General features: G+C 69.6%; 28 protein-coding genes. 19 read left to right on the top strand and 9 right to left on the bottom strand.

Annotated elements, in window-relative coordinates; translation table 11 throughout:
* Positions 1-19: 19 nt before the first annotated feature.
* The gene (locus tag ACTIEW_RS02165; RefSeq protein WP_292062891.1) at positions 20-256 is read right to left on the bottom strand and encodes a DUF3297 family protein; all 237 of its coding nucleotides are present in this window, start codon (positions 254-256) and stop codon (positions 20-22) included.
* 124 nt (positions 257-380) lie between these two features.
* Here ACTIEW_RS02165 and ACTIEW_RS02160 point away from each other — a divergent pair, with 124 nt between their 5' ends.
* The 10 genes from ACTIEW_RS02160 (at position 381) to ACTIEW_RS02115 (ending at position 9100) form a co-directional block, all read left to right on the top strand.
* On the top strand, positions 381-1259 hold the full coding sequence (locus ACTIEW_RS02160) for an alpha/beta hydrolase family protein (protein WP_439476252.1): 879 nt from the start codon (positions 381-383) through the stop codon (positions 1257-1259).
* A 24-nt stretch (positions 1260-1283) separates the two neighbouring features.
* On the top strand, positions 1284-2135 hold the full coding sequence (locus ACTIEW_RS02155) for an aldo/keto reductase (protein WP_439476251.1): 852 nt from the start codon (positions 1284-1286) through the stop codon (positions 2133-2135).
* A gap of 46 nt (positions 2136-2181) precedes the next feature.
* Positions 2182-2421: a helix-turn-helix domain-containing protein gene (locus ACTIEW_RS02150; RefSeq protein ID WP_439476250.1), complete on the top strand. Its 240-nt coding sequence runs from the start codon at positions 2182-2184 to the stop codon at positions 2419-2421.
* Positions 2422-2495: 74 nt separating this feature from the next.
* Positions 2496-4025, top strand: a complete 1530-nt coding sequence (locus tag ACTIEW_RS02145) for a UbiD family decarboxylase (RefSeq protein ID WP_439476249.1) — start codon at positions 2496-2498, stop codon at positions 4023-4025.
* Positions 4026-4075: 50 nt separating this feature from the next.
* The gene (locus ACTIEW_RS02140) at positions 4076-5905 is read left to right on the top strand and encodes a M14 family metallopeptidase (RefSeq protein WP_439476248.1); all 1830 of its coding nucleotides are present in this window, start codon (positions 4076-4078) and stop codon (positions 5903-5905) included.
* A complete protein-coding gene (locus ACTIEW_RS02135) occupies positions 5902-6309 on the top strand; it encodes an MAPEG family protein (protein ID WP_439476247.1) in 408 nt (135 codons plus the stop codon). The genes ACTIEW_RS02140 and ACTIEW_RS02135 overlap by 4 nt, the downstream gene beginning before the upstream one ends.
* 54 nt (positions 6310-6363) lie before the next feature.
* Positions 6364-7719, top strand: a complete 1356-nt coding sequence (locus ACTIEW_RS02130; protein WP_439476246.1) for a TldD/PmbA family protein — start codon at positions 6364-6366, stop codon at positions 7717-7719.
* Positions 7716-8513, top strand: a complete 798-nt coding sequence (locus tag ACTIEW_RS02125) for a 3'(2'),5'-bisphosphate nucleotidase CysQ (protein WP_439476245.1) — start codon at positions 7716-7718, stop codon at positions 8511-8513. Before ACTIEW_RS02130 ends, ACTIEW_RS02125 begins: the two co-directional genes overlap by 4 nt.
* Positions 8514-8535: 22 nt before the next feature.
* Entirely contained in the window at positions 8536-8784 is a 249-nt protein-coding gene (locus tag ACTIEW_RS02120; protein WP_439476244.1) for a DUF4170 domain-containing protein, read from the top strand.
* 85 nt (positions 8785-8869) lie between these two features.
* Positions 8870-9100, top strand: a complete 231-nt coding sequence (locus ACTIEW_RS02115) for a hypothetical protein (protein WP_439476243.1) — start codon at positions 8870-8872, stop codon at positions 9098-9100.
* A gap of 3 nt (positions 9101-9103) precedes the next feature.
* Here the strand turns inward: ACTIEW_RS02115 and ACTIEW_RS02110 are convergent, their stop codons facing one another.
* The gene (locus ACTIEW_RS02110; protein WP_439476311.1) at positions 9104-9769 is read right to left on the bottom strand and encodes a fused DSP-PTPase phosphatase/NAD kinase-like protein; all 666 of its coding nucleotides are present in this window, start codon (positions 9767-9769) and stop codon (positions 9104-9106) included.
* A gap of 158 nt (positions 9770-9927) precedes the next feature.
* Between ACTIEW_RS02110 and ACTIEW_RS02105 the strand changes: the two genes are divergently transcribed.
* The 5 genes from ACTIEW_RS02105 (at position 9928) to lpxK (ending at position 15904) form a co-directional block, all read left to right on the top strand.
* Complete coding sequence (locus ACTIEW_RS02105; protein ID WP_439476242.1) at positions 9928-10998, top strand: winged helix-turn-helix domain-containing protein; 1071 nt, start codon at positions 9928-9930, stop codon at positions 10996-10998.
* Between the two features lie 73 nt (positions 10999-11071).
* Positions 11072-12907 (top strand): ABC transporter ATP-binding protein, encoded by a 1836-nt coding sequence (locus ACTIEW_RS02100; RefSeq protein WP_439476241.1) that lies wholly within the window; start codon positions 11072-11074, stop codon positions 12905-12907.
* Entirely contained in the window at positions 12904-13593 is a 690-nt protein-coding gene (locus ACTIEW_RS02095; protein ID WP_439476240.1) for a lysophospholipid acyltransferase family protein, read from the top strand. The genes ACTIEW_RS02100 and ACTIEW_RS02095 overlap by 4 nt, the downstream gene beginning before the upstream one ends.
* Positions 13590-14885, top strand: a complete 1296-nt coding sequence (locus ACTIEW_RS02090; protein ID WP_439476239.1) for a 3-deoxy-D-manno-octulosonic acid transferase — start codon at positions 13590-13592, stop codon at positions 14883-14885. The genes ACTIEW_RS02095 and ACTIEW_RS02090 overlap by 4 nt, the downstream gene beginning before the upstream one ends.
* Positions 14882-15904, top strand: a complete 1023-nt coding sequence (gene lpxK / locus ACTIEW_RS02085) for a tetraacyldisaccharide 4'-kinase (RefSeq protein ID WP_439476238.1) — start codon at positions 14882-14884, stop codon at positions 15902-15904. Before ACTIEW_RS02090 ends, lpxK begins: the two co-directional genes overlap by 4 nt.
* Before the next feature lie 129 nt (positions 15905-16033).
* Here the strand turns inward: lpxK and ACTIEW_RS02080 are convergent, their stop codons facing one another.
* On the bottom strand, positions 16034-17344 hold the full coding sequence (locus ACTIEW_RS02080; protein WP_439476310.1) for an amidohydrolase family protein: 1311 nt from the start codon (positions 17342-17344) through the stop codon (positions 16034-16036).
* 132 nt (positions 17345-17476) lie between these two features.
* Between ACTIEW_RS02080 and ACTIEW_RS02075 the strand changes: the two genes are divergently transcribed.
* Entirely contained in the window at positions 17477-18175 is a 699-nt protein-coding gene (locus ACTIEW_RS02075) for a murein L,D-transpeptidase catalytic domain-containing protein (RefSeq protein ID WP_439476237.1), read from the top strand.
* Between the two features lie 7 nt (positions 18176-18182).
* Here ACTIEW_RS02075 and trhA read toward each other — a convergent pair whose 3' ends face one another.
* The 6 genes from trhA to ACTIEW_RS02045 form a co-directional block, all read right to left on the bottom strand.
* Positions 18183-18842 carry a PAQR family membrane homeostasis protein TrhA gene (trhA, locus tag ACTIEW_RS02070; protein WP_439476236.1) on the bottom strand — a complete coding sequence of 220 codons (660 nt, stop codon included), beginning with the start codon at positions 18840-18842 and terminating at the stop codon, positions 18183-18185.
* A gap of 131 nt (positions 18843-18973) precedes the next feature.
* A complete protein-coding gene (locus tag ACTIEW_RS02065; RefSeq protein ID WP_439476235.1) occupies positions 18974-19249 on the bottom strand; it encodes a type II toxin-antitoxin system RelE/ParE family toxin in 276 nt (91 codons plus the stop codon).
* Complete coding sequence (locus ACTIEW_RS02060) at positions 19237-19446, bottom strand: CopG family transcriptional regulator (protein WP_439476234.1); 210 nt, start codon at positions 19444-19446, stop codon at positions 19237-19239. Before ACTIEW_RS02060 ends, ACTIEW_RS02065 begins: the two co-directional genes overlap by 13 nt.
* An 86-nt stretch (positions 19447-19532) precedes the next feature.
* Positions 19533-20807 (bottom strand): phosphoribosylamine--glycine ligase, encoded by a 1275-nt coding sequence (gene purD / locus ACTIEW_RS02055; RefSeq protein WP_439476233.1) that lies wholly within the window; start codon positions 20805-20807, stop codon positions 19533-19535.
* Positions 20808-20855: 48 nt separating this feature from the next.
* Positions 20856-21014: a hypothetical protein gene (locus ACTIEW_RS02050; RefSeq protein ID WP_439476232.1), complete on the bottom strand. Its 159-nt coding sequence runs from the start codon at positions 21012-21014 to the stop codon at positions 20856-20858.
* Positions 21015-21105: 91 nt separating this feature from the next.
* A complete protein-coding gene (locus ACTIEW_RS02045) occupies positions 21106-21699 on the bottom strand; it encodes a hypothetical protein (protein ID WP_439476231.1) in 594 nt (197 codons plus the stop codon).
* Positions 21700-21935: 236 nt separating this feature from the next.
* Between ACTIEW_RS02045 and xseA the strand changes: the two genes are divergently transcribed.
* The 3 genes from xseA to ACTIEW_RS02030 are packed head-to-tail and all read left to right on the top strand — an operon-like array spanning position 21936 to position 24618.
* Positions 21936-23543 carry an exodeoxyribonuclease VII large subunit gene (xseA, locus tag ACTIEW_RS02040; protein WP_439476230.1) on the top strand — a complete coding sequence of 536 codons (1608 nt, stop codon included), beginning with the start codon at positions 21936-21938 and terminating at the stop codon, positions 23541-23543.
* A 47-nt stretch (positions 23544-23590) separates the two neighbouring features.
* Positions 23591-23791 carry a DUF2093 domain-containing protein gene (locus tag ACTIEW_RS02035; protein WP_439476229.1) on the top strand — a complete coding sequence of 67 codons (201 nt, stop codon included), beginning with the start codon at positions 23591-23593 and terminating at the stop codon, positions 23789-23791.
* Entirely contained in the window at positions 23788-24618 is an 831-nt protein-coding gene (locus ACTIEW_RS02030; RefSeq protein ID WP_439476228.1) for a M23 family metallopeptidase, read from the top strand. The genes ACTIEW_RS02035 and ACTIEW_RS02030 overlap by 4 nt, the downstream gene beginning before the upstream one ends.
* Positions 24619-24726: the final 108 nt, after the last annotated feature.

Below are 24726 nucleotides of genomic sequence, written 5' to 3'. Positions count from 1 at the left end.
GCCATAAGGGCGCGCAGGCCTACTCGCCCTTGACCCAGGCCTCGACCGGGCCCTGCAGCTTGACGGTCAGGGCCTTGCCCCGGCGGTCGACGCGGTTGCCGACGGCCAGACGGACCCAGTTTTCCGAGATGCAGTACTCCTCGACATTGGTCTTTTCCTCGCCCTTGAAGCGGACGCCGATTCCCTTCGCCAGCAGGTCCGCGTCGTGGAACGGGCTGTCGGGATCGACGGACAGGCGGTCGGGGAGATCGGTCATGGCGAGAGGCCCGGAAAGCAGGAGAAGGCGCGGGCTTTAGCCGAGGACGGCGTCCGCTCCAAGAGCGCTTGACCTGACGCCGCGTCAATCGGCTAGGTTCGTTGCGAATAACTACGGACCTCACATGAGCGATCCCGTCTTCCACGACTTCATCACCGAGGCCGCCGACGGCTATCCGCTGGCGATGCGTCTGGTCTCGCCCGCGGCGCCGACGGTCGCGGTTCTGGTGAGTTCGGGCACCGGCTTTCCCAAGGGCTTCTATGACCGGTTCGCCCGGCATCTGGCGGCGCGGGGCGCGATCGTCCTTACCTATGATTTCCGCGGCATCGCCGGCTCGCGGCCTGACGACCTCGCCGCCATGGAGATGGACTATCCCGACTGGGGCCGTCTCGACATGCCCGCCGCCCTGGAGGCGCTGGTCGAGGCCGCGCCCGGCCTGCCGGTCGTCCATGTCGGCCACAGCGTCGGCGGTCATTTCCTTGGCTTCATGCCCAATCATGACCGCATCGCCCGCCACGCCTTCGTCTCGGTCGGCAGCGGCTGGTGGGGTCGTCACCACCGGTCCTACAACCCGCTCGAGCTGTTCTTCTGGCTCGCTTACGGCCCTCTCAGCCTGATCCGGCACGGCTATATCAAGGGCGGCGGCCTGTGGGCCGGAACGGACCTGCCGGCTGGCGTCTGGAAGACCTGGCGGCGCTGGTGCCTGAAGGAATCCTATTTCCTCGACGAGCTGAAGGACTCGCTGCGACCGCACCATTTCGAGGCCGTGACCGCCCCGATCCGCTCGTGGATCTTCACCGACGATCCGATCGCCACGCCGGAGACCTCGCCCATCCTGCTGCAGATCTATCCCAACGCCCCGCGCGAGGTCGCGGTCCGCGCCCCGGCCGACTATGGCGTCCCTCGCATCGGCCACAAGGGCGCCTTCCGGAAAGGGCTGGAGCCGCTGTGGGACGAGATGTTCGACTGGCTGGTTGAACCTTCGGCCGCGCCCCCCAGTTAAACCGCTCCCCCTCCGGAGCGTCCCATGACCGACCAGCCCGCCATCACCGTCGACGGCCACGCCATTCCCCTGCTGGGTTTCGGCACCTGGAACCTGTCGTCCGAGGTCGCCCGGACCATGGTCGCGGAGGCCCTGCGCATCGGCTATCGCCACATCGACACGGCCTGGATCTATCACAATGAGGCCGCGGTCGGAGACGGTATCCGCGACGCCATCGCCGCCGGCCACGTCGCCCGCGAGGACATCTGGCTGACCACCAAGATCTGGGTCGCCCATTTCGACCGGGAGGGCCTGCTGAAACAGGCGCGGGAGAGCGCCGCCAGCCTCGGCTTCACGCCGGACCTTCTGTTGTTGCACTGGCCGAAGCATGAGCCGTCGTTCGCGGAGACCCTCGGCGCCCTGAACCAGGCGCAGGATCAGGGCCTGACCCGGACCATCGGCCTGTCCAACTTCCCCTCCGCCGAGTTCCGCGAAGCCCAGGCCCTTTCGAAGGCGAAGCTGGTCACCAATCAGGTCGAGTACCACCCCTATCTCAAGCTCTCGAAGCTCAAGTCCGCGGCAAGAGAAATGGGCTCCTCCATCACCGCCTGGTCGCCCCTCGCCCAGGGCAAGATCGCCGACGATGCGACCCTGATCGAGATCGGCCGCGCCCACGGGAAGACCGCCGGTCAGGTCACCCTGCGCTGGCTGATCCAGCAGAACATCATCGCCATTCCCCGCACCTCCAAGGTCAGCCGGGCCGAGGAAAGTTTCGACATCTTCGACTTCCAGCTCTCATCCGAAGAGATGGACCGCATCCACGCCCTCGCCCGTCCCGACGGCCGTCTCGGCGACTGGCTCGACAAGTCGTTCAGCTGGGATGAAGAATGGGCCTGAAGCGCCGCCCCTGGTCGGCGCGTAAAGGAGCGAACAGACGGGCTCGGTGCTGGGTTTTCCCGGCGTCGATCCGCTCGACGCAGCGGTCGGCGCGAGGCTGAAGCGGTGGCGAGAGTCGCGCGGCATGGCCATCGAGGACGTAGCCGCCGCGCTGCGCATGCCGGTCGAGGACGCCCGCCGCGCCGAGGCCGGCCGCGCCCATCTGACCACTGCCCAGATCGGCGCCGCCACCAGCGCCCTGCGCCTGCCGCTGTGGGCCTTGGTGTCGGATACGCGGGCCTACTGAAAGGCCGCACGCCCCATGGCGTGACACGACGCCCGCGCCCGCCTAATCCATGATGCTCTGACGGAGCGTTCCCCTTGGCCTACAAATCCCTGCGCGACTTCATGGCCATGCTGGAGGCCGAGGGCGAACTGGTCCGCGTGTCCGAGCCCGTCTCGACGCATCTGGAGATGACCGAGATCCAGACCCGGCTGCTGCGCAACGGCGGCCCGGCCGTGCTGTTCGAAAAGCCCGTCATGCCCGACGGTTCGATCAGCCCCATCCCCTGCTTGGCCAATCTGTTCGGGACGGTGAAGCGCGTGGCCATGGGCGTAACCATGGACAAGAAGACCCGCACCACCGCCGCCGAACTGCGCGAGGTCGGCGAACTGCTGGCCTTCCTGCGCAACCCGACCCCGCCGCGTGGCCTGTCGGACGCCATGGAGATGCTGCCGCTGGCCCAGACGGTGATGTCGATGCGGCCCAAGGTGGTGAAGTCGGCCCCGGTGCAGCAGGTCGTGTTCAAGGGCGACCAGATCGACCTGACCGCCCTCCCCGTCCAGGGCTGCTGGCCCGGCGAACCCGCACCGCTGATCACCTGGGGCCTGGTCGTCACCAAGGGGCCATCCGACGACCGCGAGGACGACTTTAACCTCGGCATCTACCGCATGCAGGTACTGGGCAAGGACAAGGCCATCATGCGCTGGCTGGCCCACCGCGGCGGAGCCCAGCACTACGCCCGGCACAGGAAGGCCGGAAAGAAGGGCCCCCTGCCCTGCGCCGTCGTGCTCGGCGCCGATCCGGGCACCATTCTGGCGGCGGTCACGCCCGTGCCCGACACCCTGTCGGAATACCAGTTCGCCGGCCTGCTGCGCGGCCAGAAGGCCGAGCTGGTTCCCTGCAAGACCATCCCGCTGATGGTCCCGGCCCACGCCGAAATCGTGCTGGAGGGCCACGTCCTGTTCGACGAGCACGCGCCCGAAGGCCCCTACGGCGACCACACCGGCTATTACAACTCGGTCGAGACCTTCCCGGTCTTCCAGGTCAGCGCCATCACCATGCGCCGCGACCCCATCTATCTGACCACCTTCACCGGCCGCCCGCCGGACGAGCCCTCGGTGCTGGGCGAGGCGCTGAACGAGGTCTTCATCCCCCTGCTGCGGGCCCAGTTCCCCGAGATCACCGACTTCTGGCTGCCGCCCGAGGGCTGTTCCTACCGCATCGCCGTGGTGTCGATGAAGAAGGCCTACCCCGGCCACGCCAAGCGGGTGATGCTGGGCGTCTGGAGCTATCTGCGCCAGTTCATGTACACCAAATGGGTCATCGTCGTGGACGACGACATCGACGCCCGCGACTGGAAACAGGTCATGTGGGCCATCTCGACCAAGATGGACCCGGCGCGCGACATCACCGTCATCGAGAACACCCCGATCGACTATCTCGACTTCGCCAGTCCCGAAAGCGGCCTCGGCTCCAAGATCGGCCTCGACGCCACCGACAAATGGCCACCCGAGACGAAACGCGAATGGGGCGAGGAGATCCGCATGGACGACGCCGTCGTCGAACGGGTGTCGCAGATGTGGGAGCGGCTGGGCCTGCCGGGCGACGGAAAGCCGATCTGGAAATAGCCGGATCCCGCGGACTTGCCTCGCGCGCACAGACGGCGGATGAGGGGATCATGCGCTCCGCCCTGATCATCGCCGCGTTCGCCGCGCTCGTATCGAGTCCCGTCATGTCCCAGTCCCCGTCCGTTCCCAGCGCCGCGCCGTGGGACCAGTCCTTCCTGCCGCCCGCGCCCGCCTGGAACGGCGCCAGCCGGGCTCTGCTGCGCGACACCCCGGACCCCTGGGTCACGGCCTTCGAGGCCGACGCCGGACACGACGAAAGCCCGAACTACGCCGACACCCGCGCCTGGTTCGACCGGCTGGACGCCGCCTCGGACCTGATCCGCATCGAACAGTTCGGCGTCTCCCCCGAGGGTCGTCCGATCTACGCCGTCATCGCCTCGAAGGACGGCGCAGCCTTCGACCCGTCCAAGCCCGTGCTGCTGGCCCAGGCCGGCATCCATCCGGGCGAGATCGACGGCAAGGACGCGGGCATGATGCTGCTCCGCGACATCGCCTTCAACGGCAAGGCCGACCTGCTGGACCGGGTCAATCTGATCCTGATCCCCATCCTGTCGGTGGACGGCCACGAGCGCGCCAGCGCTTACAGCCGTCCGAACCAGCGCGGCCCCCGCATCCAGGGCTGGCGTAATACGGCGACCAACCAGAACCTCAACCGCGACTACCTCAAACTGGACCAGCCCGAGATGCGGGCGGTGCGCGGCCTGGTGCTGAAATACCGGCCCGATCTGTACGTCGACATCCACGTCACCGACGGCATGGATTACCAGTATGACGTCACCTACGGCTTCAACGGCGAGAACGGCGTCTGGTCGCGCTCGCCCGCCATCGCCCGTTGGCTGGACGACGCCTTCAAGCCGGCGATCAACGCCGCGCTCGAGGCGGAAGGCCACATCCCCGGCGAGCTGGTCTTCGGCGTCGACGCCGATCCGCGCGCCGGCCTGTCGGACGGCGGCCTCGGCGAGCGCTTCTCCAACGGCTGGGGCTCTGCGGCCCACGTCCCGACCATCCTGATCGAGAACCACAGCCTCAAACCCTATGAGCAGCGCGTGCTCGGGACCTACGTCTTCCTGGAGGCCGCAATGCGCCGGCTGGCCGCCGACGGCCCCGCCTTGCGCACGGCGATCGCCGCCGATACGGCCCTGCGGCCCGCCGAGATCCCGACCAATTTCGCGCCCGACCCGACCCCGGCCTACACCCGGACCTTCAAGGGCATCCGCTACGAGATGTACGACAGCCCCGCCTCGGGCCGTCCGGAGATCCGCTGGCTGGGCGTGGCTGACCCCGAGCCCTGGTCCCTGCCGTTCTACGGCTCGCGCCCGACCCTGACCCTTCAGCGTCCCGAGGCCTACTGGGTGCCGTCGTACCGCACTGACATCATCGAACGCCTGCGCCTGCACGGCGTCCGGATGGAGACGCTGGACGCCGCCCGCACCGTCAATCTCGACATGCTGCGCCTCGTCGATCCCAAGCTGGCGACCCGCCCCAATGAAGGCCACGTGCCGGTCACCGTCGCCGGCGTCACGCCCGAGCGCCGGGACTGGACCTTCCCCGCCGGCTCGGTCCGCGTGCCCACCGACCAGCCGCTCGGCGACATCGTCGTCCTGCTGCTCGAGCCGCAGTCATCCGAGAGCTTCTTCGCCTGGGGCCTGTTCCCTGAGGTCCTCAGCCGCGTCGAATATATCGAGGGCTACGCCATCGCCCCGCTGGCCGAGGCCATGATGGCCGCCGATCCGGCGCTGAAGGCCGAGTTCGAGGCGAAACTGGCCGCCGAGCCGGAATTCGCCGCCGACGGCAACGCGCGCTTGCAGTGGTTCTATGAGCGAACCCCGTTCCATGATGATCGCTTCCGGCTTTATCCGGTGGGGCGAGAAATCCGATGAATTTCCAGACCATGTCTTCCGTGCAGGCCGCCGGCTTCTGGACCGGCCTGCTGATCCTGCTGCTCGTCGTGCTGTCCGTGCGGGTCGTCATGAACCGCCGCAAGCACAAGGTGCTGTTCGGCGACGGCGGCTCCGAGCCGATGACCGTGGCGACGCGGGCGTTTGGCAACGCCGCTGAATATACGCCGCTGGCGATCGGCGCCCTGATTCTGATGGCCCTGACGGGCTGCGGGGCTTGGTCGGTGCACGCGATCGGCGCGACCTTCTTCGTCGGCCGGCTGTTCCACGCCACCGGGCTTCGCTACGGCGCGGGCCCCGGCATGGGCCGGGTGATCGGCATGACCCTGACCTGGCTGCCGCTGCTTGGCGCGGCCGCCGCCCTGATCGCCTGCCCGTTGATGTGAGCCGGTTGCGCGGGGCGCCATTGCGTCCACTCAGCCTCCCGGCCATATCGGGGCATGCCTGACCGTACCGCGTCCGCCGCCCCTTCTGACCTCCTGCCTGATCTGGTCGCCGCCGCCCTGAGGGCCGGCGCCGACGCCGCCGAGGCCGTCTCCGCCGAGCGCGCCTCCCTGTCCGTCGGCGTCCGCAACGGCGCGCTCGAGGAGGTAGAGCGCGAAGAGAGCCGCGACCTCGGCCTGCGCGTCTTCATCGGCCGGCGTCAGGCCATCGTCTCCGCCTCCGACCTGTCGGACGCCACCCGCGCCCGTCTGGTCGAGCGCGCGGTGGCCATGGCCCGGCTGGCGCCCGAGGACCCCTGGGCCGGCCTGGCGCCGCAGGACCGCCTCGCCCGCGGCCCCTTCGCCGACCTCGACCTGTTCGATCCCGCCGAGCGCAGCGCCGCCGACCTCGAGGCCATGGCCGCCGGGACCGAAGCCGCCGCCATGGCCGTGCCCGGCGTCGCAAAATCCGAAGGCGGCCACGCCTCGGCCTCGTCCAGCCGCTGGCGGCTGGTCACCTCGCACGGCTTCGACGGCGCCTATCACGGCTCGGCCTTCTCGCTGGGCGTCGGCGTCATCGCCGAGAAGGACGGAGCCATGGAACGCGGCGGCGAGCATCGCGCCGTGCGTCACCTGTCCGACCTGCCCTCGGCCGCCTCCATCGGCGACTTCGCCGGGCGTCGCGCCGTCGCCCGCACGGGCCCACGCAAGATCGACTCAACCACCGCCCCGGTGATCTTCGAGAACCGCATCGCTGCGCAGGTCATCTCGCCCATCCTCGGCGCGATTTCCGGTCCGTCGATCGCGCGCGGCACATCATTCCTGAAGGACCGCCTCGGCCAGCGGATCCTGCCCGCAGGGGTCGATCTGATCGACGACCCTTTCCGCCTCCGCGGCCTCGGCTCAACTCCCTTCGACGACGAGGGCGTGGCGGTGTCACGCCAGTCGATCGTGCAGGACGGCGTCCTGACCACCTGGCTGCTCAACAGCGCCGCCGCCGCCCAGCTGGGGCTCGCCTCCACCGGCCACGCCTCGCGCGGCCTCGCCGGTCCGCCCGGCGTCTCGACCCACAACCTGCACCTTGAGCCCGGCGAGCGCGATCTGGCCGGGCTGATGGCCGACGCCCGAACGGGCCTGCTGGTCACCTCCATGTTCGGTCCGTCGCTGAACGCCAACAACGGCGACTGGTCGGCCGGGGTTTCGGGCTTCTGGTTCGAGAATGGCGAGATCGTCTGGCCGGTCAGCGGCGTCACCGTCGCCGGCAATCTCGCCGACCTGTGGACGCGGCTCCAGCGCGGCTCGGACCTTGAGTTCCGCGGCAGTTTCAACAGTCCGTCGCTGATGTTCGACGGCGTCGCCATCGCGGGCAAATGAGCAATCTGGCCGCAGACCTCGACCTGATCCGCGACGCCGCCGAGACTGCGGGACGGCTGGCGCTCGCCGAACGGGACGCCGGGCTGAAGATCTGGTCCAAGTCCGGCGGGTCTCCGGTCACATCCGCCGACATGGCCGTTGATCAGCTGCTCAAGGAAACGCTGCTTTCGGCTCGGCCCGACCACGGCTGGCTGTCGGAAGAAACCGCCGACAACGCCGACCGCCTGTCGAACCGCCGCATCTTCGTGGTCGACCCCATCGACGGCACCGTCGCCTATATGAAGGGCAAGCCGTGGTGGTGCATTCCCATCGCCATCGTCGAGGACGGCCGTCCCGTCGCCGCGGTCATCCACGCCCCGGCTCTGGGCGAGACCTTCACCGCCACCCTGGGCGGCGGCGCCTCGTTGCAGGGCCGCCCGATCACCGCCTCCGACACCACCGATCTGGACGACGCCTCGGTGCTGGCCGACGCCCGGCTGATGGAGGGGCCGCACTGGCTCGAACCCTGGCCCGCCATGCGGTTCGAGAAGCGCAACGCCATCGCCTACCGCATGGCGCTGGTCGCCGCCGGGGCGTTTGACGCCGCGATCAACCTGACGCCCAAATGGGACTGGGACGTCTGCGCCGGCGCCCTGATCGTCGAGGAGGCCGGCGGCCGGGTCAGCGACCACCACGGCCACGCCTGGCGCTTCAACCAGGCCGATCCGCGCCAGAGCAGCCTGGTATGCAGCGCTCCGGCGCTTCACCCGTTGATCGTGCGGCGGACAGCGCCTATTCCGCTGGCGCCCCGCTAGCTCCCCCATGTCCGGACTCCCCATGACCGCCGAAAACGACTCCCCACAGCTGCTCCACCTCGTCATCGGCGGTGAGCTGCGCCACCTCGACGCCCCCGTGTTCCGCGACCTGACGCAGGTCGAGTTCGTCGGCGCCTTCCCCAACTACGAAGAGGCCCGCAAGGCCTGGAAGGCCCGGGCCCAGGCCACGGTCGACAACGCCCATATGCGGTTCTTCATCCTGCACGCCCACCGGATGATCGACCCGCGCGGCGATGCGCACGGCCAGTGACGGCGGAACCGGGTTTCGGCCCGGCGTGCTTTCAGGACTATACTGCCGCGTCTGACCTCGACGCTCCATTGCAGGAACTCCGATCTTGACCCTCTTCGGCCGAACCTTCGACGGACAGGAGATCGCCTCCCTGGTCTCGCTGTTGCTGGTGCTGGTGCTGTGGATCAGCGTCTGGCGCGGCAACCGCCGTGAATCGCAGTGGCTCAAGACCTGGAACGCCAAGCGCAAGGCGCGTCGCGACGCCGAAATCGCTGCCGGGGGCGGAGAACCCGGGTCGCCATCTGAAAAGGGCGAATCGCGCGGTCCCTGGGGCTGACGCCTACTCCCGCTTCAGCAGCTTCTCGGTCAGGATCGTGCCCCACCAGCCGGCCTTGAACGCGGCCCTGATCGCCTTGGGGTCATAGGCGTCGCTATCGACCCAGTCGATGAAGCTCACCCCCGTGGGCTCGATCTCCTTCAGGTATTTCTCCAGCGTATAGTCCAGCACCCCCGTCAGCCCCTCCCGATGGTGCAGGTATCGCTTGTCCAGCTGTTTGATCGCCTCGGAGATCGGCTCGCCCAGATGGAAGTGGCGATAGAAGACCGCCATCATCCCCGCCCGGTCCGCCCCCGACTTGCAGTGGATCAGCACCGGATATTCGATGGTCCGGAACAGCTCGCGTGCCCGATGCACCCGGTCCCGCTGCGGCGGATCGCGTGAGTCCAGCGGCGCATCGATCAGGGTCAGGCCCAGCCGTTCGCAGGCGTCCTTCTCCAGCGCATGGTAAGCCTCGTCCCGCGCCCCGCGCAGGTTGATCACCGTCCTGATCCCCTTGGACTTCCAGTACGCCAGCTGCCGGGGCGACGGCTGGTTGGTCCGGACCAGATCCGGCCCCAACCAGTGGCCGTTCATGAACCACCGGCGCAGGAAGGCGTGGTCCTTCCAGACATAGTCCCACCGCGCCTTGAACCGGCCGCCCGGGGTGCTGAGATCGTAACGCGCCATGGATCGCAGATAGCGGGTCACGGGCGGCCCGTCATCCACCTCCGCCGTCTGCCGCGTTCGTTCCGGGCGCCATTGCCTTGCGCGCACGTATGGGTGACGGTCCCCGGCCTGCCGCGCCGGGTGAGCGGCCTGTGCAACGCCCGAGGTATCGCTGAACCATGGCCCCCGGCTGTTTCCGCTTCGACCGCTTCCTGCTCGACCCCGGCGACCGCCGGCTGACGCGCGACGGCGCCCCGGTGGACCTGAACGCCCGCTATCTCGACGCCCTGTCCCTTCTGGTGCGCGAACAGGGCAAGCTGGTCTCCAAGGACCGGTTCCTCGACGAGGTCTGGCATGGCGTGCCCGTCACCGACGAGGCCCTGACCCAGTGCATCCGGACGATCCGGCGCCAGCTCGGCGATGACGCGGCCCGACCCCGCTTCATCGAGACTGTACCCAAACACGGCTACCGCTTCATCGCCCCTGTCGACTCCGGAGTGGAGACCTCAGCCCCGGCTGCGTTACCGCCCGCCGCGGCTCCGACCGGGTCATCGGCCCTGTTTCTCCAGCTCGGCGGCGCCGGGATGATCGGCGGCGGGACCGCCGGCGTTCTCGGCGGCCTGTTCTACGGCCTCGGCGCCGCCCAGCCTTTGCAGTCGGGTATGGGGGCGAGCTCGACCGTGTTCGTCCTCATCGCCCTCACCGCCGGGGTCGGGGTGATCGGCGGCGGCGGGGTCGGCATCGGGATCGCGGCGGCGAGAACCGCCTGGGGGCGCGCCTCGCTCGGCAGCATCATCGGCGGCGCCTTCGGCGGTCTGGTCGTGGGGGCCGTGGTGAAGCTATTGGGCGTCGACGCCTTCAACCTCCTGTTCGGCCAATCTCCGGGCGGAATGACCGGCGCCGGCGAGGGCGCCTTGCTGGGCGCCGCGATCGGATTCGGGACCTGGCTGAGTGCGGGCCGCTCGCTCGGGCTCAGGGTCACCGCCGCCGCCACCGCGCTGACCGGCGCAGCCGTCGGCGTCCTCATCCCCCTGCTCGGCGGGCGGCTGATGGGCGGCAGCCTCGACCTGCTCGCCCGCCAGTTCCCCACCTCCCGCCTCAGCCTCGATCCGATCGGCGGCCTGTTCGGCGAGGCGGACTTCGGCCCCATCAGCCAGACCGTCACCGGAGGCCTCGAAGGGGCCCTGTTCTGCGGCTTCGTCGTCGGGACCATCATTCTGGTACAGCGGCGTTCCGGCGGCGGCGCCTGACAGATGCCGTCATGGGGAGCCGCGGGCGCCATCCCCGCTTGACTTGCCGCCCCAGCCGTCCGACCTCGGACCAATGACGCCGCCTGTCCCCGCCGCCGACCAACGAGAGCCGCTGCGCCCGCTGCTGGCGCGCATCTGGCGCGACTATCTCTCGCATCACCGGACGCCACTGTTCCTGTCGATCGCCTGCGCGGCCGTGGTGGGGATCATGGCGGCCACGGTGATTCAGCTGCTCGAGCCGGCCATCGACGGCCTGTTCCTCGGCGAGGCGGTGACCATCTGGTACTTCATCACCGTCCCTCCCGGGCAGGCGCTCGTCTGGATACCGGCCATCATCATCGGCGCCGGCCTGATCTGGACCGCCGCCGCCCTCGGCCAGGCGGCCCTCGTCAACCGGCTGGGTCACGGCATCGTCGGCGACATCCAGGTGCGGCTGTTCGGAGCCATGATCCGCGCCGACCTGGCCCGGCTGCGCAGCCAGCATTCGGGCGGCTTCGTCTCCTCGGTGCTGTTCGACGCCAATCTGGTACGAGAGGCCTTCACCAACGGTGTGGTCAACTACACCCAGCACGCCCTGACCCTGGTCGCCGTCCTCGCCTACATGGCCTGGAGCGACTGGCGGCTGACCCTGGTCGTCCTGCTGGGCGCGCCCCTGAGCGCCCTGGTACTGCGCCGCTTTGGCAAACGGATGCGCAAGGCCACCACAGGCGCCATGGTCGAGACCTCCAACCTCTCCACCGCCCTGATGGAGAATCTCGACGGCGTCCGCCTGATCAAGATCGAGAACCGCGAGTCGGCCGAGGAAGCCCGCGTCGGCGAGGTTGTCGCCCGCCGCCAGCGCCACGTCATCAAGAGCGCCGACTCCCGCGCCTTCGCCGGCCCCTTCTCCAACCTCGTGGCCATGATCGTGGTCGCTGCGGTCATGGCCTACGCCGGGTGGCGGGCGCAGGACGAGGGCATGACCGTCGGCGCCTTCGCCGCCTACATCGCCCTGCTGGGGGCGGCCGGCCAGTCGCTGCGTCAGGTGACCAATCTGCAGACCGTGATGTCGGAGGGCCTGACCGCCGCCCGCCGCCTGTTCTCCTCCCTCGACATCGAGCCCGAAATCCGCGAGGCGCCCGACGCCGCACCCCTGGCGGACGGCCCTGTCACCGTGGCCTTTGACCGCGTCTCCTTCGCCTACGCCCCCGCGGCGGAGGGCGGCGCCCCGACCCTGTCCGACGTCTCCCTGACCGTCGCGCCCGGCGAGACCGTGGCCCTCGTCGGCCCCTCGGGCGGCGGCAAGTCGACCCTGCTCAGCCTGCTGCCGCGCTTCTATGACGTCACCGCCGGGGCCGTGACCGTCAATGGCCGCGACATCCGCGAACTCAAGCTGCACGACCTGCGCTCGAAGATCGCCCTGGTGACCCAGGAGCCCTTCCTGTTCGACGACACCCTGGCCGCGAACATCGCCTACGGCCGCCCCGGCGCCACGGCGGAGGACATCGTCGCGGCGGCCCGGGCCGCCGCAGCCCATGAGTTCATCACGGCCCTGCCGGAGGGCTACGCCACCCGCGCCGGTGAGGCGGGCCTGCGGCTGTCGGGCGGCCAGCGCCAGCGCATCGCCATCGCCCGCGCCTTCCTCAAGGACGCCCCCATCCTGCTGCTCGACGAGGCCACCAGCGCGCTCGACACCGAGAGCGAGGCCCTGGTTCAGGCCGCCCTCGAACGCCTGATGCAGGGCCGCGCCACCCTGATGATCGCCCACCGCCTGTCGACTGTGCGCAACTCCGACCGCATCCACGTCATCGAGGCCGGCCGCGTCGTCGAGACCGGGAACCACGCTGAACTGGTCAAACAGGGCGGACTGTATTCGCGCCTTGCGAAGCAGCAGTCGCTGGACGGGGCCCCGGTCGCGGCGGTGATATGAGACCCCTCCGCAACCCTCACATCCAGGGCGTCCTCGCGTGGCTGCTGGCCAGCTGGATGCGGTTCTGTTTCGCCACCATCCGCTGGACCCAGGTCAATGCAACCGCGGCGGAACAGATCTGGGCCGACGGAGGAGGCGTGGTCTGCGCTTTCTGGCACTCTCGCATCGCCCTCAGCCCAGCCTGCTGGCCGCTGGACCGGGCCCAGCCGGCCAAGGCCCTGATCTCGCTCAGCCCCGACGGCCAGTTCATCGCCCGGGCCGTGGGCCGCCTCGGCATCCCCGCCATCCGTGGCTCGTCGGCCAACAGGGACAAGGCGGACCGGGCCAAGGGCGGTTCGCAGGCCCTGCGCGACGGCTTGAAGCAGCTCAAGGTCGGAGCCCTCGGCGTCACTCCCGACGGCCCCCGCGGCCCGGTCCGGGTCATGGCTGAAGGCTTCCCGCTGTTGGCCCGGTTGTCCGGCGCCCCGGTGCTGCTGATCGGCTTGTCGTGCAACCCCGCCATCCGGCTGAACAGCTGGGACGGTGCTCTGGTGCCCCTGCCGTTCGGACGCGGCGCCATCGTCTGGGAGGCAACCCGCTATCCGGACGGCGCCGAGCTTGCCGACGTCGCGATCGACTGGGCCCGGCGCCTGACCGCGGTCGAGGCTGAAGCCGACGCCATCACCGGGCTGGAACCGTCCCGGTGAGCCCCGCCCTGATCGCCTGGCGTCTGCTGACCCGCCTGCTGGAGCCGCTGGCCCCGCGCCTGCTCGACGCCCGCGCCAAACAGGGCAAGGAAGATCCGGCTCGAGTCGACGAACGCCTCGGCCGCGCCTCGGTCGCCCGCCCCGAAGGCGAGCTCGTCTGGCTGCACGGCGTCAGCGTCGGCGAGACCCTGTCTCTCCTGCCCGTGGTCGAACGGTTGCGCCGCCATCGGCCCGACCTCGGCATCCTCGTCACCTCCGGCACCCTGACCTCGGCGACCCTGCTGGCCCAGCGGCTGCCGGCTGGCGTCATCCACCAGTTCGCGCCGATCGACACGCCGGGCGCGGTGGCCGCCTTCCTCGACCATTGGCGGCCGTCGCTGGCTGTCTTCGTCGAGAGCGAGCTCTGGCCCAATCTGATCCTCGAAGCCCGCGAACGCGGCGTGAACCTGGTTCTGGCCAGCGCCCGCATCACCGAAAAGACCGTCGACAGCTGGCGCCGTTTCCCCGGCGCCGCCCGCGAAATCCTCTCCGCCTTCGACCGCATCCTGCCGCAGGACGAGACCTCGGCCGCCCGGCTGCACAGTCTCGGCGCCCGGATCGACGGCCATGTGAACCTCAAGCTTTCGGGCGAGGCCCCGCCGCATGACGCCGCGGCCTTCACCCGCCTCAGCGCCGCCATCGGCGACCGGCCCGTGGTCGTCGCGGCCAGCACCCATGACGGCGAGGAGATCGCTCTCGTCCGCGCGCTCGACCGGCTGACCGATCGGCTGTGCCTGATCCTCGTCCCGCGCCATCCGGCCCGCAGCGCGGAGATCGCCGCCGCCCTTGAGCGCGACGGCTACCGTTTCGCCCTGCGCTCGCAGGGCCGCGAGCCCGACCGCGACACCGATCTCTACCTCGCTGACACCCTCGGCGAGATGGGCCTGTTCCTGCGGCTGGCCGATGTGGTGGTCATGGGGGGCTCCTTCTCCGCCGCGCTGGAGAAGCCTCCGGTCGGCGGCCACAATCCGCTCGAGCCCGCGCGCCTCGGCAAGCCCGCCGTCACCGGCCCCGACATGACCAACTGGGCCGCCGTCACCGAGGCTCTGGTTCAGTCAGGCGGCCTGACGGTGGTCGAGGCCCCGTGGGACCTGCCCGCCATTCTCGCTCCCCTGTTGGCCGACTCTGACTCCGCCAGGGCCATGGGTGAGCGCGGCCGTCGCGCCGCCGCCGAAGCAGGCTCAGGCCTGGACCGTCTTTGGGAGACTCTCGCACCCCTGCTGCCTCCCGCCCCGCAGCGAGGCCGCCGATGAAGCTGAATACGCCCCGCTGGTGGTACACGCGTGACGCCCGCCACGGCGCGGTCACCCGCATCCTGCTCAAGCCCCTGTCCTGGATCTGGGCCGCCGTCACAGCTCGCCGCATCGCCCGCGCCGACCCGGTCGATCCGGGCGTGCCGATCATCTCGGTCGGCAATCTGACCGTCGGCGGCTCGGGCAAGACCCCCGTGACCCGCGAGGCCATCCGCCTGTTGCATGAGGCCGGGATCAACGCCCACGGCCTGTCGCGCGGCTACGGCGGATCGTTGCGCCAACCGACGCAGGTCGACGCCGCCATCCACACCGCCGCCGATGTCGGCGACGAGCCCCTGATGCTGGCCCTGGGCGGCCCGACCTGGATCGCCCATGACCGCGTCGCCGGAGCCCGCGCCGCGGCGGCGGCCGGCGCCCAGGTTCTGGTCCTCGACGACGCCCACCAGAATCCGACCCTGAAGAAGACGCTCAGCCTCGTCGTCGTCGATGGCGAAACACGCGACGACGAATGGCCCTTCGGCGACGGCTCGGTGTTTCCGTCCGGCCCGATGCGCGAGAAGCTCCGGCACGGCCTGGCCCGCGCGGACGCCGTCGTCGTCCTGCTGCCCGCCGACGCCCCGGGGGTCGATCCCGGGCTGATGGAGGCCTTCGGCGACCTGCCCGTCCACGTCGCCCGGCTGATGCCCGCCGCGCCTCCGCCCAAGGGGCCCATCATCGCCTTCGCCGGCATCGCCAAGCCGTGGAAGGTCGAGCGCGCCCTCGACGCCGCCGGGGCCGAACTGATCGACTTCGCCCCCTTCCCCGACCACGCCGCCTTCCGCGAGACCGACCTGGCCTTCCTCGCCAGTCACGCCGGGCGCCACCACGCCCGTCTGGTCACCACCGAAAAGGACTGGTTCCGCCTGCCCCCTGAATGGCGGGCGCGAGTCCTCTCATGGCCGGTCAAGGCGACGTTCGAGGACGAGGCGGGATTTCAGCATTTGCTGCTCTCCGCCCTCTCCCACCGGGAGAGGGCTTGAGCGCACGGCGGCGCAGCCGTCGTTCTTGCGCTCAAGGGTGAGGGTCGACTGTCCGGGGGCGGCTTCGCCGCTTCAACCAGCCGACCCACATCCGGCGCTGCGCGCCACCTTCTCCCAACGGGAGAAGGATCATTCTTCGCGGTAAACCACCCCGCCGCGCATCACGAACTGGACCCGCTCCAGCTCGGTCACATCGGTCAGCGGATCGCCCGATACGGCGATCAGATCGGCCGGCATGCCCGTGGCGATCCGTCCCGCGTCCTGCGAGATCCGCAGATGCGCCGCCGCATTCACCGTGGCCGCCTGGATCGTCTGCAGCGGCGTCATCCCCGCCCGGACCAACAGGGCGAACTCCTGGGCGTTGTCGCCGTGGGCCGAAACGCCCGAGTCGGTGCCGAAGGCGATCCGCACTCCGCCCGCATGGGCGCGGCGGACCATGTCCAGCATCTTCGGCCCGGCCTCCAGCGCCTTGGCCGTCTGCGCCGGGGTGAAGAAATTGTTCGGCCCCGAGGCGATCCGCCCAACGAAATCCCCGGCCAGCAGGGTGGGCACCAGATACGTCCCCTCGCGCCGGAACAGCCGGATCGATTCATCGTCCAGATAGGTTCCGTGCTCGATCGAGTCGCCGCCCGCCCGCAGGAAGGCGTTGATCCCGTCCACCCCGTGGGCATGGGCCGTCACCCGGCGGCCCATGCGGTGCGCCGCGCCGACGATGGCCGCCAGCTCCTCGTCCGAGAACTGCTGGCCCAACCCGGCCGCCGTGTTCGACAGAACCCCGCCCGTCGCCGTGATCTTGATGATGTCGGCGCCCGACCGGACCTGCAGCCGCACCGCCCGCATGCAGTCGTCGGCGCCCGAGCAGATGCTCTCGCCGGTGAACATATGCATGATGTCTTCGCGGTAGCCGTTGACGTCGCCATGGCCGCCATGGACCGAGACCGACTCGCCCGAGGCGATGATCCGCGGTCCGGCCACATCGCCACGGCGCACCGCATCGCGCAGGGCGAAAATCGTCTGGTTGGTTGCTCCGAGGTCGGCGACCGTCGTGAAACCGGCCATCAGGGTCCGCCGGGCGAAACGAGCGCCGACAAAGGCCTGGTCGACGTCCGACTGGGTCACCCCCTCCAGCCGGCTGTTCGGGTTCTGCTCGCCGGTCAGGTGGACGTGGCTGTCGATCAGGCCCGGCAGCACGAAGGAGCCGCGCAGATCGACGATCCGACCTGCTCCAACGAAGCCGTCGCGTACCTCGATGACACGGTTCCCTTCGATCACGAGAGTTTTATCGCGTTGCACAACACCGGTCGCCGGGTCGGCCAGAAGCCGCCCCACATGGACGAACGTTGTTCCCTCCACAGGGGAAACGGCTGTCGGTGCGGGCGTTTGCGCGGCAACGCTTGTGGCGGCGAACAGGGTAGCGGCGGCGAGCAATGGTGTGATCAGCTTCACGAAATCCTCCCGGAACAAGGCTTGCACCTTACACATCCGGGGGTCTTGACCAAGGCTCAGGTTGAAACACCCGTCACGAACTGAAACAACCTGTGACCTGTTCTGTAACCGTGCGAGGGGCGTCGCATGCGCTTGGCGAGACGAGGCTTCATTCTGGGCGGCGTGGCGATGCTGTCGGGCTGCGCCACCGCGGCGGCCCAGACGGCGAGCGTTCAGCCGCTCGTGACCGTCACGACTGGTCCGCAGCTCCCGGCCCGTCCGGCCCGGATCATCACGTCCCAGCTCAACACCACCCGTCCGCTCGACCCGCGCGGCCAGGTCCGCAAGGAACTGATGGAACGGGCTTCCGCAGCGCTCGACATCCACGGCCACCGCATCACACGCCGCGACCGCATGTATCTGGTCGACTTCAAGAAATTCTCGGGCGACGAGCGGCTGTACGAGGTCGACCTTGAAGGCGGCTCCGTCACCCTGATGCGGACCAGCCACGGCCGCGGATCCGACCCGGCGCACACGGGCTTCGCCACCAGTTTCGGCAACGACCCCGACAGCCATATGTCCTCGGTCGGAGCCTACGCCACCGCCGGCGCCAGCCACGGCGCCCAGCAGGGACCGAACGTCCTGCTCGACGGGCTGGAATACTCGAACAACATGGCCCGCGAGCGCGCCATCATCATCCACGGCGCCGACTACGCCGACCCGGCCTTCCTCGCCCGCGAGGGCAAGCTGGGCCGCAGCTACGGCTGCTTCTCGGTCGGCCACGCCGACCTGCCGGCCCTGCGCGAGCGCATGGGCGAAGGCCGCCTGCTGTTCGCCTGGGCCTGACGCCGCCCTATTTCAGCACGGCCAGCAGCACGGCCACCCAGTGCACCGCCGCCGCCACCACGACATGGCCGTGCCAGATCGCGCGCCGGTATCGCATCGCCTTGTTGGCGTAGAAGACCACCCCGACCGAATACAGCAGCCCCCCGACCGCCATCAGGATCAGCGGCGCCAGGCCCAGGCTCTGCATGATCGGCTGGATGGCGATCACCATCAGCCAGCCCAGCGCCAGATAGACGAAGATCCAGAATCCCTTGCCCAACCCCGGCAGCAACAGCTTGGCGAGGGCGGCGAAGATCGCTGTCGCCCACACCGCCGAGGTCATCCCCCAGGCCCAGGCTCCGGTCAGATGCTGGGTCGTGAACGGCGTATAGGAGCCGGCGATCATGATGAAGATGCCCGCGTGGTCAAACCGCCGCAGCAGCGGCTGGAAACGTGGCGCGGCGAAATTATAGGCCGTCGACAGCCCCAGCATGGTCAGCAGCCCGACCGCATAGATGGCCGACGCCGTCAGCCGCCCGATATGGCCGGTCCCGATCGCCAGCCCCAGCAACATCCCCCCACCCACCAGCGCCAGCGCCAGCCCGGTCAGATGCACGATCAGATCGGCGAGCCGCTCCTTCCCGTCGCGGTAATGGCTCGGCGGCTCGGGCGGCAAGGCGTCGGTCACGGGGTTCCCTCTGTTCCGGGCGCGCGCGCAGCGGCGGAATCATCACGATACATGGCATGCGCCGAGGTGTTGGAATACTGGCGCGATAGATGAGATCAGGATGATCAGGAGCGGTTGCCGGTCGCCTTGGCCTACGGTTCCGGTCGCCGGGCCGCGTGGCGGACTGTGACGATATAGACCCGGTCCTCAGCGACCCAATATCTGACGATGTAGGGTTTCACCGAGGTGAGTTCGCGCGTGCCTCGGCTTGACGGGCGTCCTCGCTCTGCGAACAGAGCGAGGCTGTCGCCGGCCTCCTTCAACTGGGTGAAAAAACGCGCCGCCGCATGGGGGCTGGATTCCGCATGGTAGAGACTGATCGTCTCGAGGTCGGCGAGGGCCTGATCTGACCAGATTACTCGCCGCACTTCGGACGCGGCAGAGGATTGGGGCTCGACCAGGACTTGACCCAGCGCAGGACGGCCTCATGGCTCACAACGCGGCCGGCCTCGATGTCCGCCAGACCTCTGAGGGTCGCCGCGTCCAGCTCGGCCTCGTCCGCGGAAACGTCCTCAAAATCGAACACGCCGGGCTCTTCGCTCAGTTCTTTGGGTGGTTCGTCCATTGGGCGATCCTATCACGGCCGAAGATCGACGCATCAAGTTTCAACCCTAGCGAGATGACGGGGTAGCCCGCCACCACACCGGAACCCTACTCCCGCTCCAGCGCCCGCCAGCCGATGTCCGTGCGGTGAAACCCGCTCGGCCAGTCGATCTTCTTGACCACGGCATAGGCCCGCGCCCGCGCCTCGGCGATATCCTTGCCGCGCGCGCAGACGTTCAGAACCCGACCCCCCGCCGCCGCCAGCTGGCCGTCGGCGCGCCGCCGCGTCCCCGCGTGGAACACCTGCACATGCGGGCCGAAATCCTGCTCGGCCCCGCGGATGATCGACCCCTCCAGCGGACTGTCGGGATAGCCCGAGGCGGCCAGCACCACGCAGATCACCGTGTCCGGGCTGAACGCCGGCATCCGCGCCTTCGTCAGGTCGCCGCGCGCGCAGGCCAGCAACAGGGGCACGATGTCCCCGTCCAGCCGCATCATCAGCACCTGGCATTCCGGGTCGCCGAAGCGGGCGTTGAACTCGACCACCTTGGGCCCGTCCTCGGTCGCCATCAGCCCGGCGTACAGCACCCCGCGATAGGGCATTCCTTCAGCCGCCATGGCCGCGACCACCGGCTGCACGACCAGCCGGTCCGCCGCCTCGACCAGCTCGGGCGTGAACACCGGGGCCGGGGAATAGCTGCCCATCCCGCCCGTGTTCGGCCCCAGGTCGCCGTCATAGGCCCGTTTGTGATCCTGCGCCCCGCCCAGCAGCACGGCGCGCGTCCCATCGCAGACGGCGAACAGGGAGCCCTCCTCGCCGTCCATGAATTCCTCGATCACCACCCGCGCCCCGGCTGTTCCGAACCGGCCGCCCAGCATCCGCTCGATTTCGCCCTCGGCGTCGCGCTTGGTCGGGCTGATGGCCACGCCCTTGCCCGCCGCCAGACCGTCGGCCTTGATCACATAGGGCGGCTTGAACACCGACAGCGCCTGCCGCGCCTCGTGCAGCCGCTCATAGACGCCGTAGCCCGCGGTGGGGATTTCGTGCCGCTCCATGAAGGCCTTGGAGAAAGCCTTGGAGGTCTCCAGCTGCGCCGCCTTCGCGGTCGGTCCGAAACAGGGAATGCCCGCCGTCGCCAGCCGGTCGGCCAGGCCGGCCTCCAGCGCCGTTTCGGGTCCGACCACCACCAGATCGGCCTTGATCTCGCGCGCCAGCCCCGCCAGCCCGTCAGCGTCGGTGACCTTCATCGGTCGGAGCTCGCCCAGCTTTTCCATGCCCGGATTGCCCGGCGCGATGACCAGCCGCCGCGTCAGCGGCGACTGGGCGATTTTCCACGCCAGGGCATGCTCGCGTCCGCCTGATCCGACCAGCAGGATATTCATGCGCGGGCAATGACCGGACCGGCGAAGGCGGTCAAGTCGCCGTTCGCATCAGACAAATATGGCGGAGATCGCATAGACCGCCGCGGCGATCGCCAGGATCGCCCCGATGACCAGCCACGGGCTGATCGACGTCCCATGGCTGCGCCGTCCCATCTCGCTTTCGCTGGGGTCCCTGTCGGCGGGATCGGTGTCACGGGGATCGGCCATGAGACGACAATGGCCGCAATTGACGGAGAGTTCCAGCGGATGGGGCCGGCCGACTCCCCCGGAGGCGGTTCGCCGGGTCGGGTAGTCGGCCTCACGCCCGCAGCGACCTGAGGTCGATAACCGCCCGGGCCAGGCGCTGATACAGCCTGCGGCGGCGGACCAACGGCCACCAGTCATACAGAAAGATCTGGATCGGGCGCCAGTTGGCGACCCAGCCCAGGATGATCAGGCCTTCGTCGAAGAACCGGCCCACATATCCCTCTCCGACCCGGCTGCTGACCTCCGCCCCCAGGGCGACGCACAAGGCCAGCACCGTCAGGCCGATGACGAGTGAGGCGCGGCCTATGCGGAACAGCTCGTTCAGCTCCCAGCCGGCGACCTCGGCGCGATAGGCGAAATAGTTGCGTATCGCATCCGCGATATGCCCGGCCTCCGCTCGTCGGGTCTCCTCGGCGGGCAGGTGGACCAGGATACGGATCGGAGCCGACCCGCCCTGTTCGCGCGCCCAGGCGACGAGATATTCCTCGACCGCAGCGTCCAGATCCCGCTCGCGGAACGGCAGCGGATCCAGGGACTGGAACAGCTGACCGATGTCACGGATCTTGAGTTCGATCGGGCGCCCCCCCGAGCCGACGGACCCGCCCTGACCCGCCTCGCCCCGGCTCCGTTCGTCCTGGTTCGCCATGCCTTGCCTTCCTTCCCCGCCGCCCGGCCCTGCGGACGCGTGACCTCAGAGCCCGAACGGTCAGGAGACCGGCGCTCCCCGCGGCCGCCCGGAGCATGGGCGTCTCCGGTCTGCCCGAGCCAGACATAGGCATCGAACGGGTTGCTTCCAATCGGGGTCGAACCGCTTCGCCACCATCGCCGACATCCGCCCCGCGCCCCATTCCCGTCGCCGCCTCCGGCCGCTACCCTGCCCGCATGAGCGACGACTCCTACGTCTTCGAGGGCCCGGCTGACGAACCGCCGCCGCCCGCGCGGGACAACAATCCGCCCCAGACGGTCTCGGAACTGTCGTTCGCCCTCAAGCGCACGCTCGAGGACCGGTTCGGCCATGTCCGGCTGCGCGGCGAAATCTCCAAGGTGAATCACCACGCCTCGGGCCACGTCTATCTGACGCTCAAGGACGACAAGGCGGCCATCGACGGCGTCATCTGGAAGGGATCGGTCCGCGGACTGGGAGTCCGGCCCGAATCCGGGCTGGAGGTCATCGTCACCGGCAAGATCACCAGCTACCCCGCCCGTTCCTCCTACCAGATCGTCATCGAGACCATGGAGGCCGCAGGCGCCGGCGCCCTTCTGGCCCAGCTGGAGCGGCTGAAGGCGAAGCTGGCCGGCGAGGGCCTGTTCGAGCCCGGCCGCAAAAAACCCATCCCGACCTTCCCCGCCGTCGTCGGCGTCATCACCAGCCCGACCGGCGCGGTGATCCGCGACATCCTGCATCGTATCGCCGAGCGCTGGCCGTGCCGCGTCATCGTCTGGCCCGTGGTGGTCCAGGGCGACGCCGCCTGCGGCCAGGTCGCCAACGCCATCCGCGGTTTCGACGCTCTCAAGCCCGGCGGCGCGATCTCCCGCCCCGACGTCCTGATCGTCGCCCGCGGCGGCGGCTCGGTCGAGGACCTGTGGTGTTTTAATGACGAGGGGCTGGCGCGCACCGTCGCCGCCGCCACAATCCCGATCATCTCGGCCGTCGGGCATGAGACCGACACCACCCTGATCGACTTCGTCTCGGACCGCCGCGCGCCCACGCCGACGGGCGCCGCCGAGGTCGCCACCCCGGTGCTGGCCGACCTGCGCTACGCCGTCGCCGATCTGGATCGCCGCCTCGCCCGCGCCGGCGGTCGCATCCTCGAGGATCGCCGCACCCGCCTGCGCGCCGCCGCCCGCGGTCTGCCCGCCCGGCCCGAGGACGTCCTTGCCCTGCCGCAGCAGCGCCTCGACCACGCCGGCAGTCGGCTGGCCTCGGGCCTGACGCGCAATCTCGTCCTGCATGAGCGCGCCCTTGTCGGCGTCGCGGGACGCCTCTCGCCCGCCCTGCTCGACCGGGCCATGGAGCGACGCCGGGACCGGCTTGAGTCCGTGTCCGCCCGCCTCGGCTCAGGTCTCGGCGCCAATGTGAAGGCCCATGAGCATCGCCTGCTGCGCGCCCTTTCCCGCCTGTCGCCGGAGCCGCTGTATCGCCGATTGGACCAGCGGGCGGCCCGACTCGAGTCCGTTGGAACGCGGCTCGTCGCCCTGCCCCGGCGGCTCGACGCTGACACGGCGCGGCTGGCGGCCCTCGCCCGCGCCCTGGCCGGTCTCAATCCGAAGACCCCCAAGCCCGGCTTCGCCCGGGTCGAGACCGGGGACGGCGCCATGATCGCCGCCGCCGCCGCCCTGCACGACGGCCAGGCCGTCCGCCTCGTCTTCGCCGACGGATCGCGCGGCGCGCGGATCGACGGCGGCGACGCCCCGCCGCAGGCATCGAAAGCGCCGACCTCCCAGCCCCGCGCCAAGGGTCCGCCGCCCGGGCAGGGCGATCTGTTTTAAGCGCGAAAGCCGTGGCGCGAGCCGCACCCGCGGGTTAGCCTGCGTCCATGCCCAGGACCCAGACCGCCAAGGCGACACTCCACTATGGCGACGGCGAATACGCCGTGCTCAAGCCCGGCCGCTTCGTGACCTGCGCGGTCAGCGGCAAGTCGATCCCGCTGGAGACCCTGCGCTACTGGTCGGTCAGTCTTCAGGAGGCCTATGCCGGTCCCGACGAGGCCTTCCAGCGACTGGGCCAGGTCGCGTGATCCTGAACCGCCGGGGTGTCGTTCTCGGCTCCGGCGCCCTGATCGCCGCCGGTCCGGCGCGCGCGCAGGATGACGAGGCGCTGACCCTCACCGGCCGTTTCGTCCAGGGCGGCCACGCCCTGGGCCGGACCTGGCCCCGCGCCCTGATTTTCGTCGACGGCGAATCCTTGACCGCCGCCTCGGCCGACGGAGCCTTCCTCATCGGCTTCGACCGCGACGCGCCCGGCAGCGTCCAGATCGAGGCCCGTCTCGGAGACCGCGCCGTCCGCCGGACCCTCGACATCGCCCGCGGCCTGTTTCCTTCGACCAGCGTCAACGGCCTGCCGCCCTCCACGGTCGAGCCCTCCGACCCGGAACTCCTGGCCCGCATCCGGCGCGAGGTCGTGCTCAAGACCGAGGGGTTCGCCAGCCGCATCGACGCCGACCATTTCCGCGACGGCTTCGTCTGGCCGCTGGAAGGCTTCCGCGTCACCAGCCGCTGGGGCAGCCAGCGGGTCCTCAACGGCACGCCCGCGCGGCCCCACTACGGCATCGATCTGGCGGCGCCGCAGGGAACAGTGATCCGCGCGCCCGCCGCCGGACGGGTCGCGCTGGCCCAGTCAGGGTTGCATTTCGAGGGCGGGCTGGTCCTGATCGACCACGGCCAGGGGCTGATTACCGCCTACCTCCACCAGTCCCGGCTCGACGTCGCGGCGGGCCAGGAATTGAGGCGCGGCGACCCGATCGGCCGTGTCGGCATGACCGGTCGGGCGACCGGTCCGCACCTGTGCTGGCGCATGAAGTGGCGCGACCGCAACCTCGATCCGTCGCTGCTGGTGAAACCCTGAACGTGCGTAACCGGTTACCCCTCTGACTGAACGTTGATCGGTCATGGACGGATGACGATTCCCCCCCTAAATTGAGCGCCCTCCCGCCGATTCCGGCACGGCCCCGTT

The sequence above is a fragment of the Brevundimonas sp. genome, assembly GCF_051860745.1.
Lineage (GTDB): Bacteria > Pseudomonadota > Alphaproteobacteria > Caulobacterales > Caulobacteraceae > Brevundimonas.
Note: the sequence above shows the minus strand (reverse complement) of the source record. Positions and strands in the feature narration are given on the sequence as shown.

Excerpts from the sequence above, each read along its gene's own strand:
- ACTIEW_RS02165 (WP_292062891.1), bottom strand. The coding sequence starts at position 256 with ATGACCGATCTCCCCGACCGCCTGTCCGTCGATCCCGACAGCCCGTTC.
- ACTIEW_RS02160 (WP_439476252.1), top strand. The coding sequence starts at position 381 with ATGAGCGATCCCGTCTTCCACGACTTCATCACCGAGGCCGCCGACGGC.
- ACTIEW_RS02155 (WP_439476251.1), top strand. The coding sequence starts at position 1,284 with ATGACCGACCAGCCCGCCATCACCGTCGACGGCCACGCCATTCCCCTG.
- ACTIEW_RS02140 (WP_439476248.1), top strand. The coding sequence starts at position 4,076 with ATGCGCTCCGCCCTGATCATCGCCGCGTTCGCCGCGCTCGTATCGAGT.
- ACTIEW_RS02135 (WP_439476247.1), top strand. The coding sequence starts at position 5,902 with ATGAATTTCCAGACCATGTCTTCCGTGCAGGCCGCCGGCTTCTGGACC.
- ACTIEW_RS02130 (WP_439476246.1), top strand. The coding sequence starts at position 6,364 with ATGCCTGACCGTACCGCGTCCGCCGCCCCTTCTGACCTCCTGCCTGAT.
- ACTIEW_RS02125 (WP_439476245.1), top strand. The coding sequence starts at position 7,716 with ATGAGCAATCTGGCCGCAGACCTCGACCTGATCCGCGACGCCGCCGAG.
- ACTIEW_RS02120 (WP_439476244.1), top strand. The coding sequence starts at position 8,536 with ATGACCGCCGAAAACGACTCCCCACAGCTGCTCCACCTCGTCATCGGC.
- ACTIEW_RS02110 (WP_439476311.1), bottom strand. The coding sequence starts at position 9,769 with ATGGCGCGTTACGATCTCAGCACCCCGGGCGGCCGGTTCAAGGCGCGG.
- ACTIEW_RS02105 (WP_439476242.1), top strand. The coding sequence starts at position 9,928 with ATGGCCCCCGGCTGTTTCCGCTTCGACCGCTTCCTGCTCGACCCCGGC.
- ACTIEW_RS02100 (WP_439476241.1), top strand. The coding sequence starts at position 11,072 with ATGACGCCGCCTGTCCCCGCCGCCGACCAACGAGAGCCGCTGCGCCCG.
- ACTIEW_RS02095 (WP_439476240.1), top strand. The coding sequence starts at position 12,904 with ATGAGACCCCTCCGCAACCCTCACATCCAGGGCGTCCTCGCGTGGCTG.
- lpxK (WP_439476238.1), top strand. The coding sequence starts at position 14,882 with ATGAAGCTGAATACGCCCCGCTGGTGGTACACGCGTGACGCCCGCCAC.
- ACTIEW_RS02075 (WP_439476237.1), top strand. The coding sequence starts at position 17,477 with ATGCGCTTGGCGAGACGAGGCTTCATTCTGGGCGGCGTGGCGATGCTG.
- ACTIEW_RS02060 (WP_439476234.1), bottom strand. The coding sequence starts at position 19,446 with ATGGACGAACCACCCAAAGAACTGAGCGAAGAGCCCGGCGTGTTCGAT.
- purD (WP_439476233.1), bottom strand. The coding sequence starts at position 20,807 with ATGAATATCCTGCTGGTCGGATCAGGCGGACGCGAGCATGCCCTGGCG.
- ACTIEW_RS02050 (WP_439476232.1), bottom strand. The coding sequence starts at position 21,014 with ATGGCCGATCCCCGTGACACCGATCCCGCCGACAGGGACCCCAGCGAA.
- ACTIEW_RS02045 (WP_439476231.1), bottom strand. The coding sequence starts at position 21,699 with ATGGCGAACCAGGACGAACGGAGCCGGGGCGAGGCGGGTCAGGGCGGG.
- xseA (WP_439476230.1), top strand. The coding sequence starts at position 21,936 with ATGAGCGACGACTCCTACGTCTTCGAGGGCCCGGCTGACGAACCGCCG.
- ACTIEW_RS02035 (WP_439476229.1), top strand. The coding sequence starts at position 23,591 with ATGCCCAGGACCCAGACCGCCAAGGCGACACTCCACTATGGCGACGGC.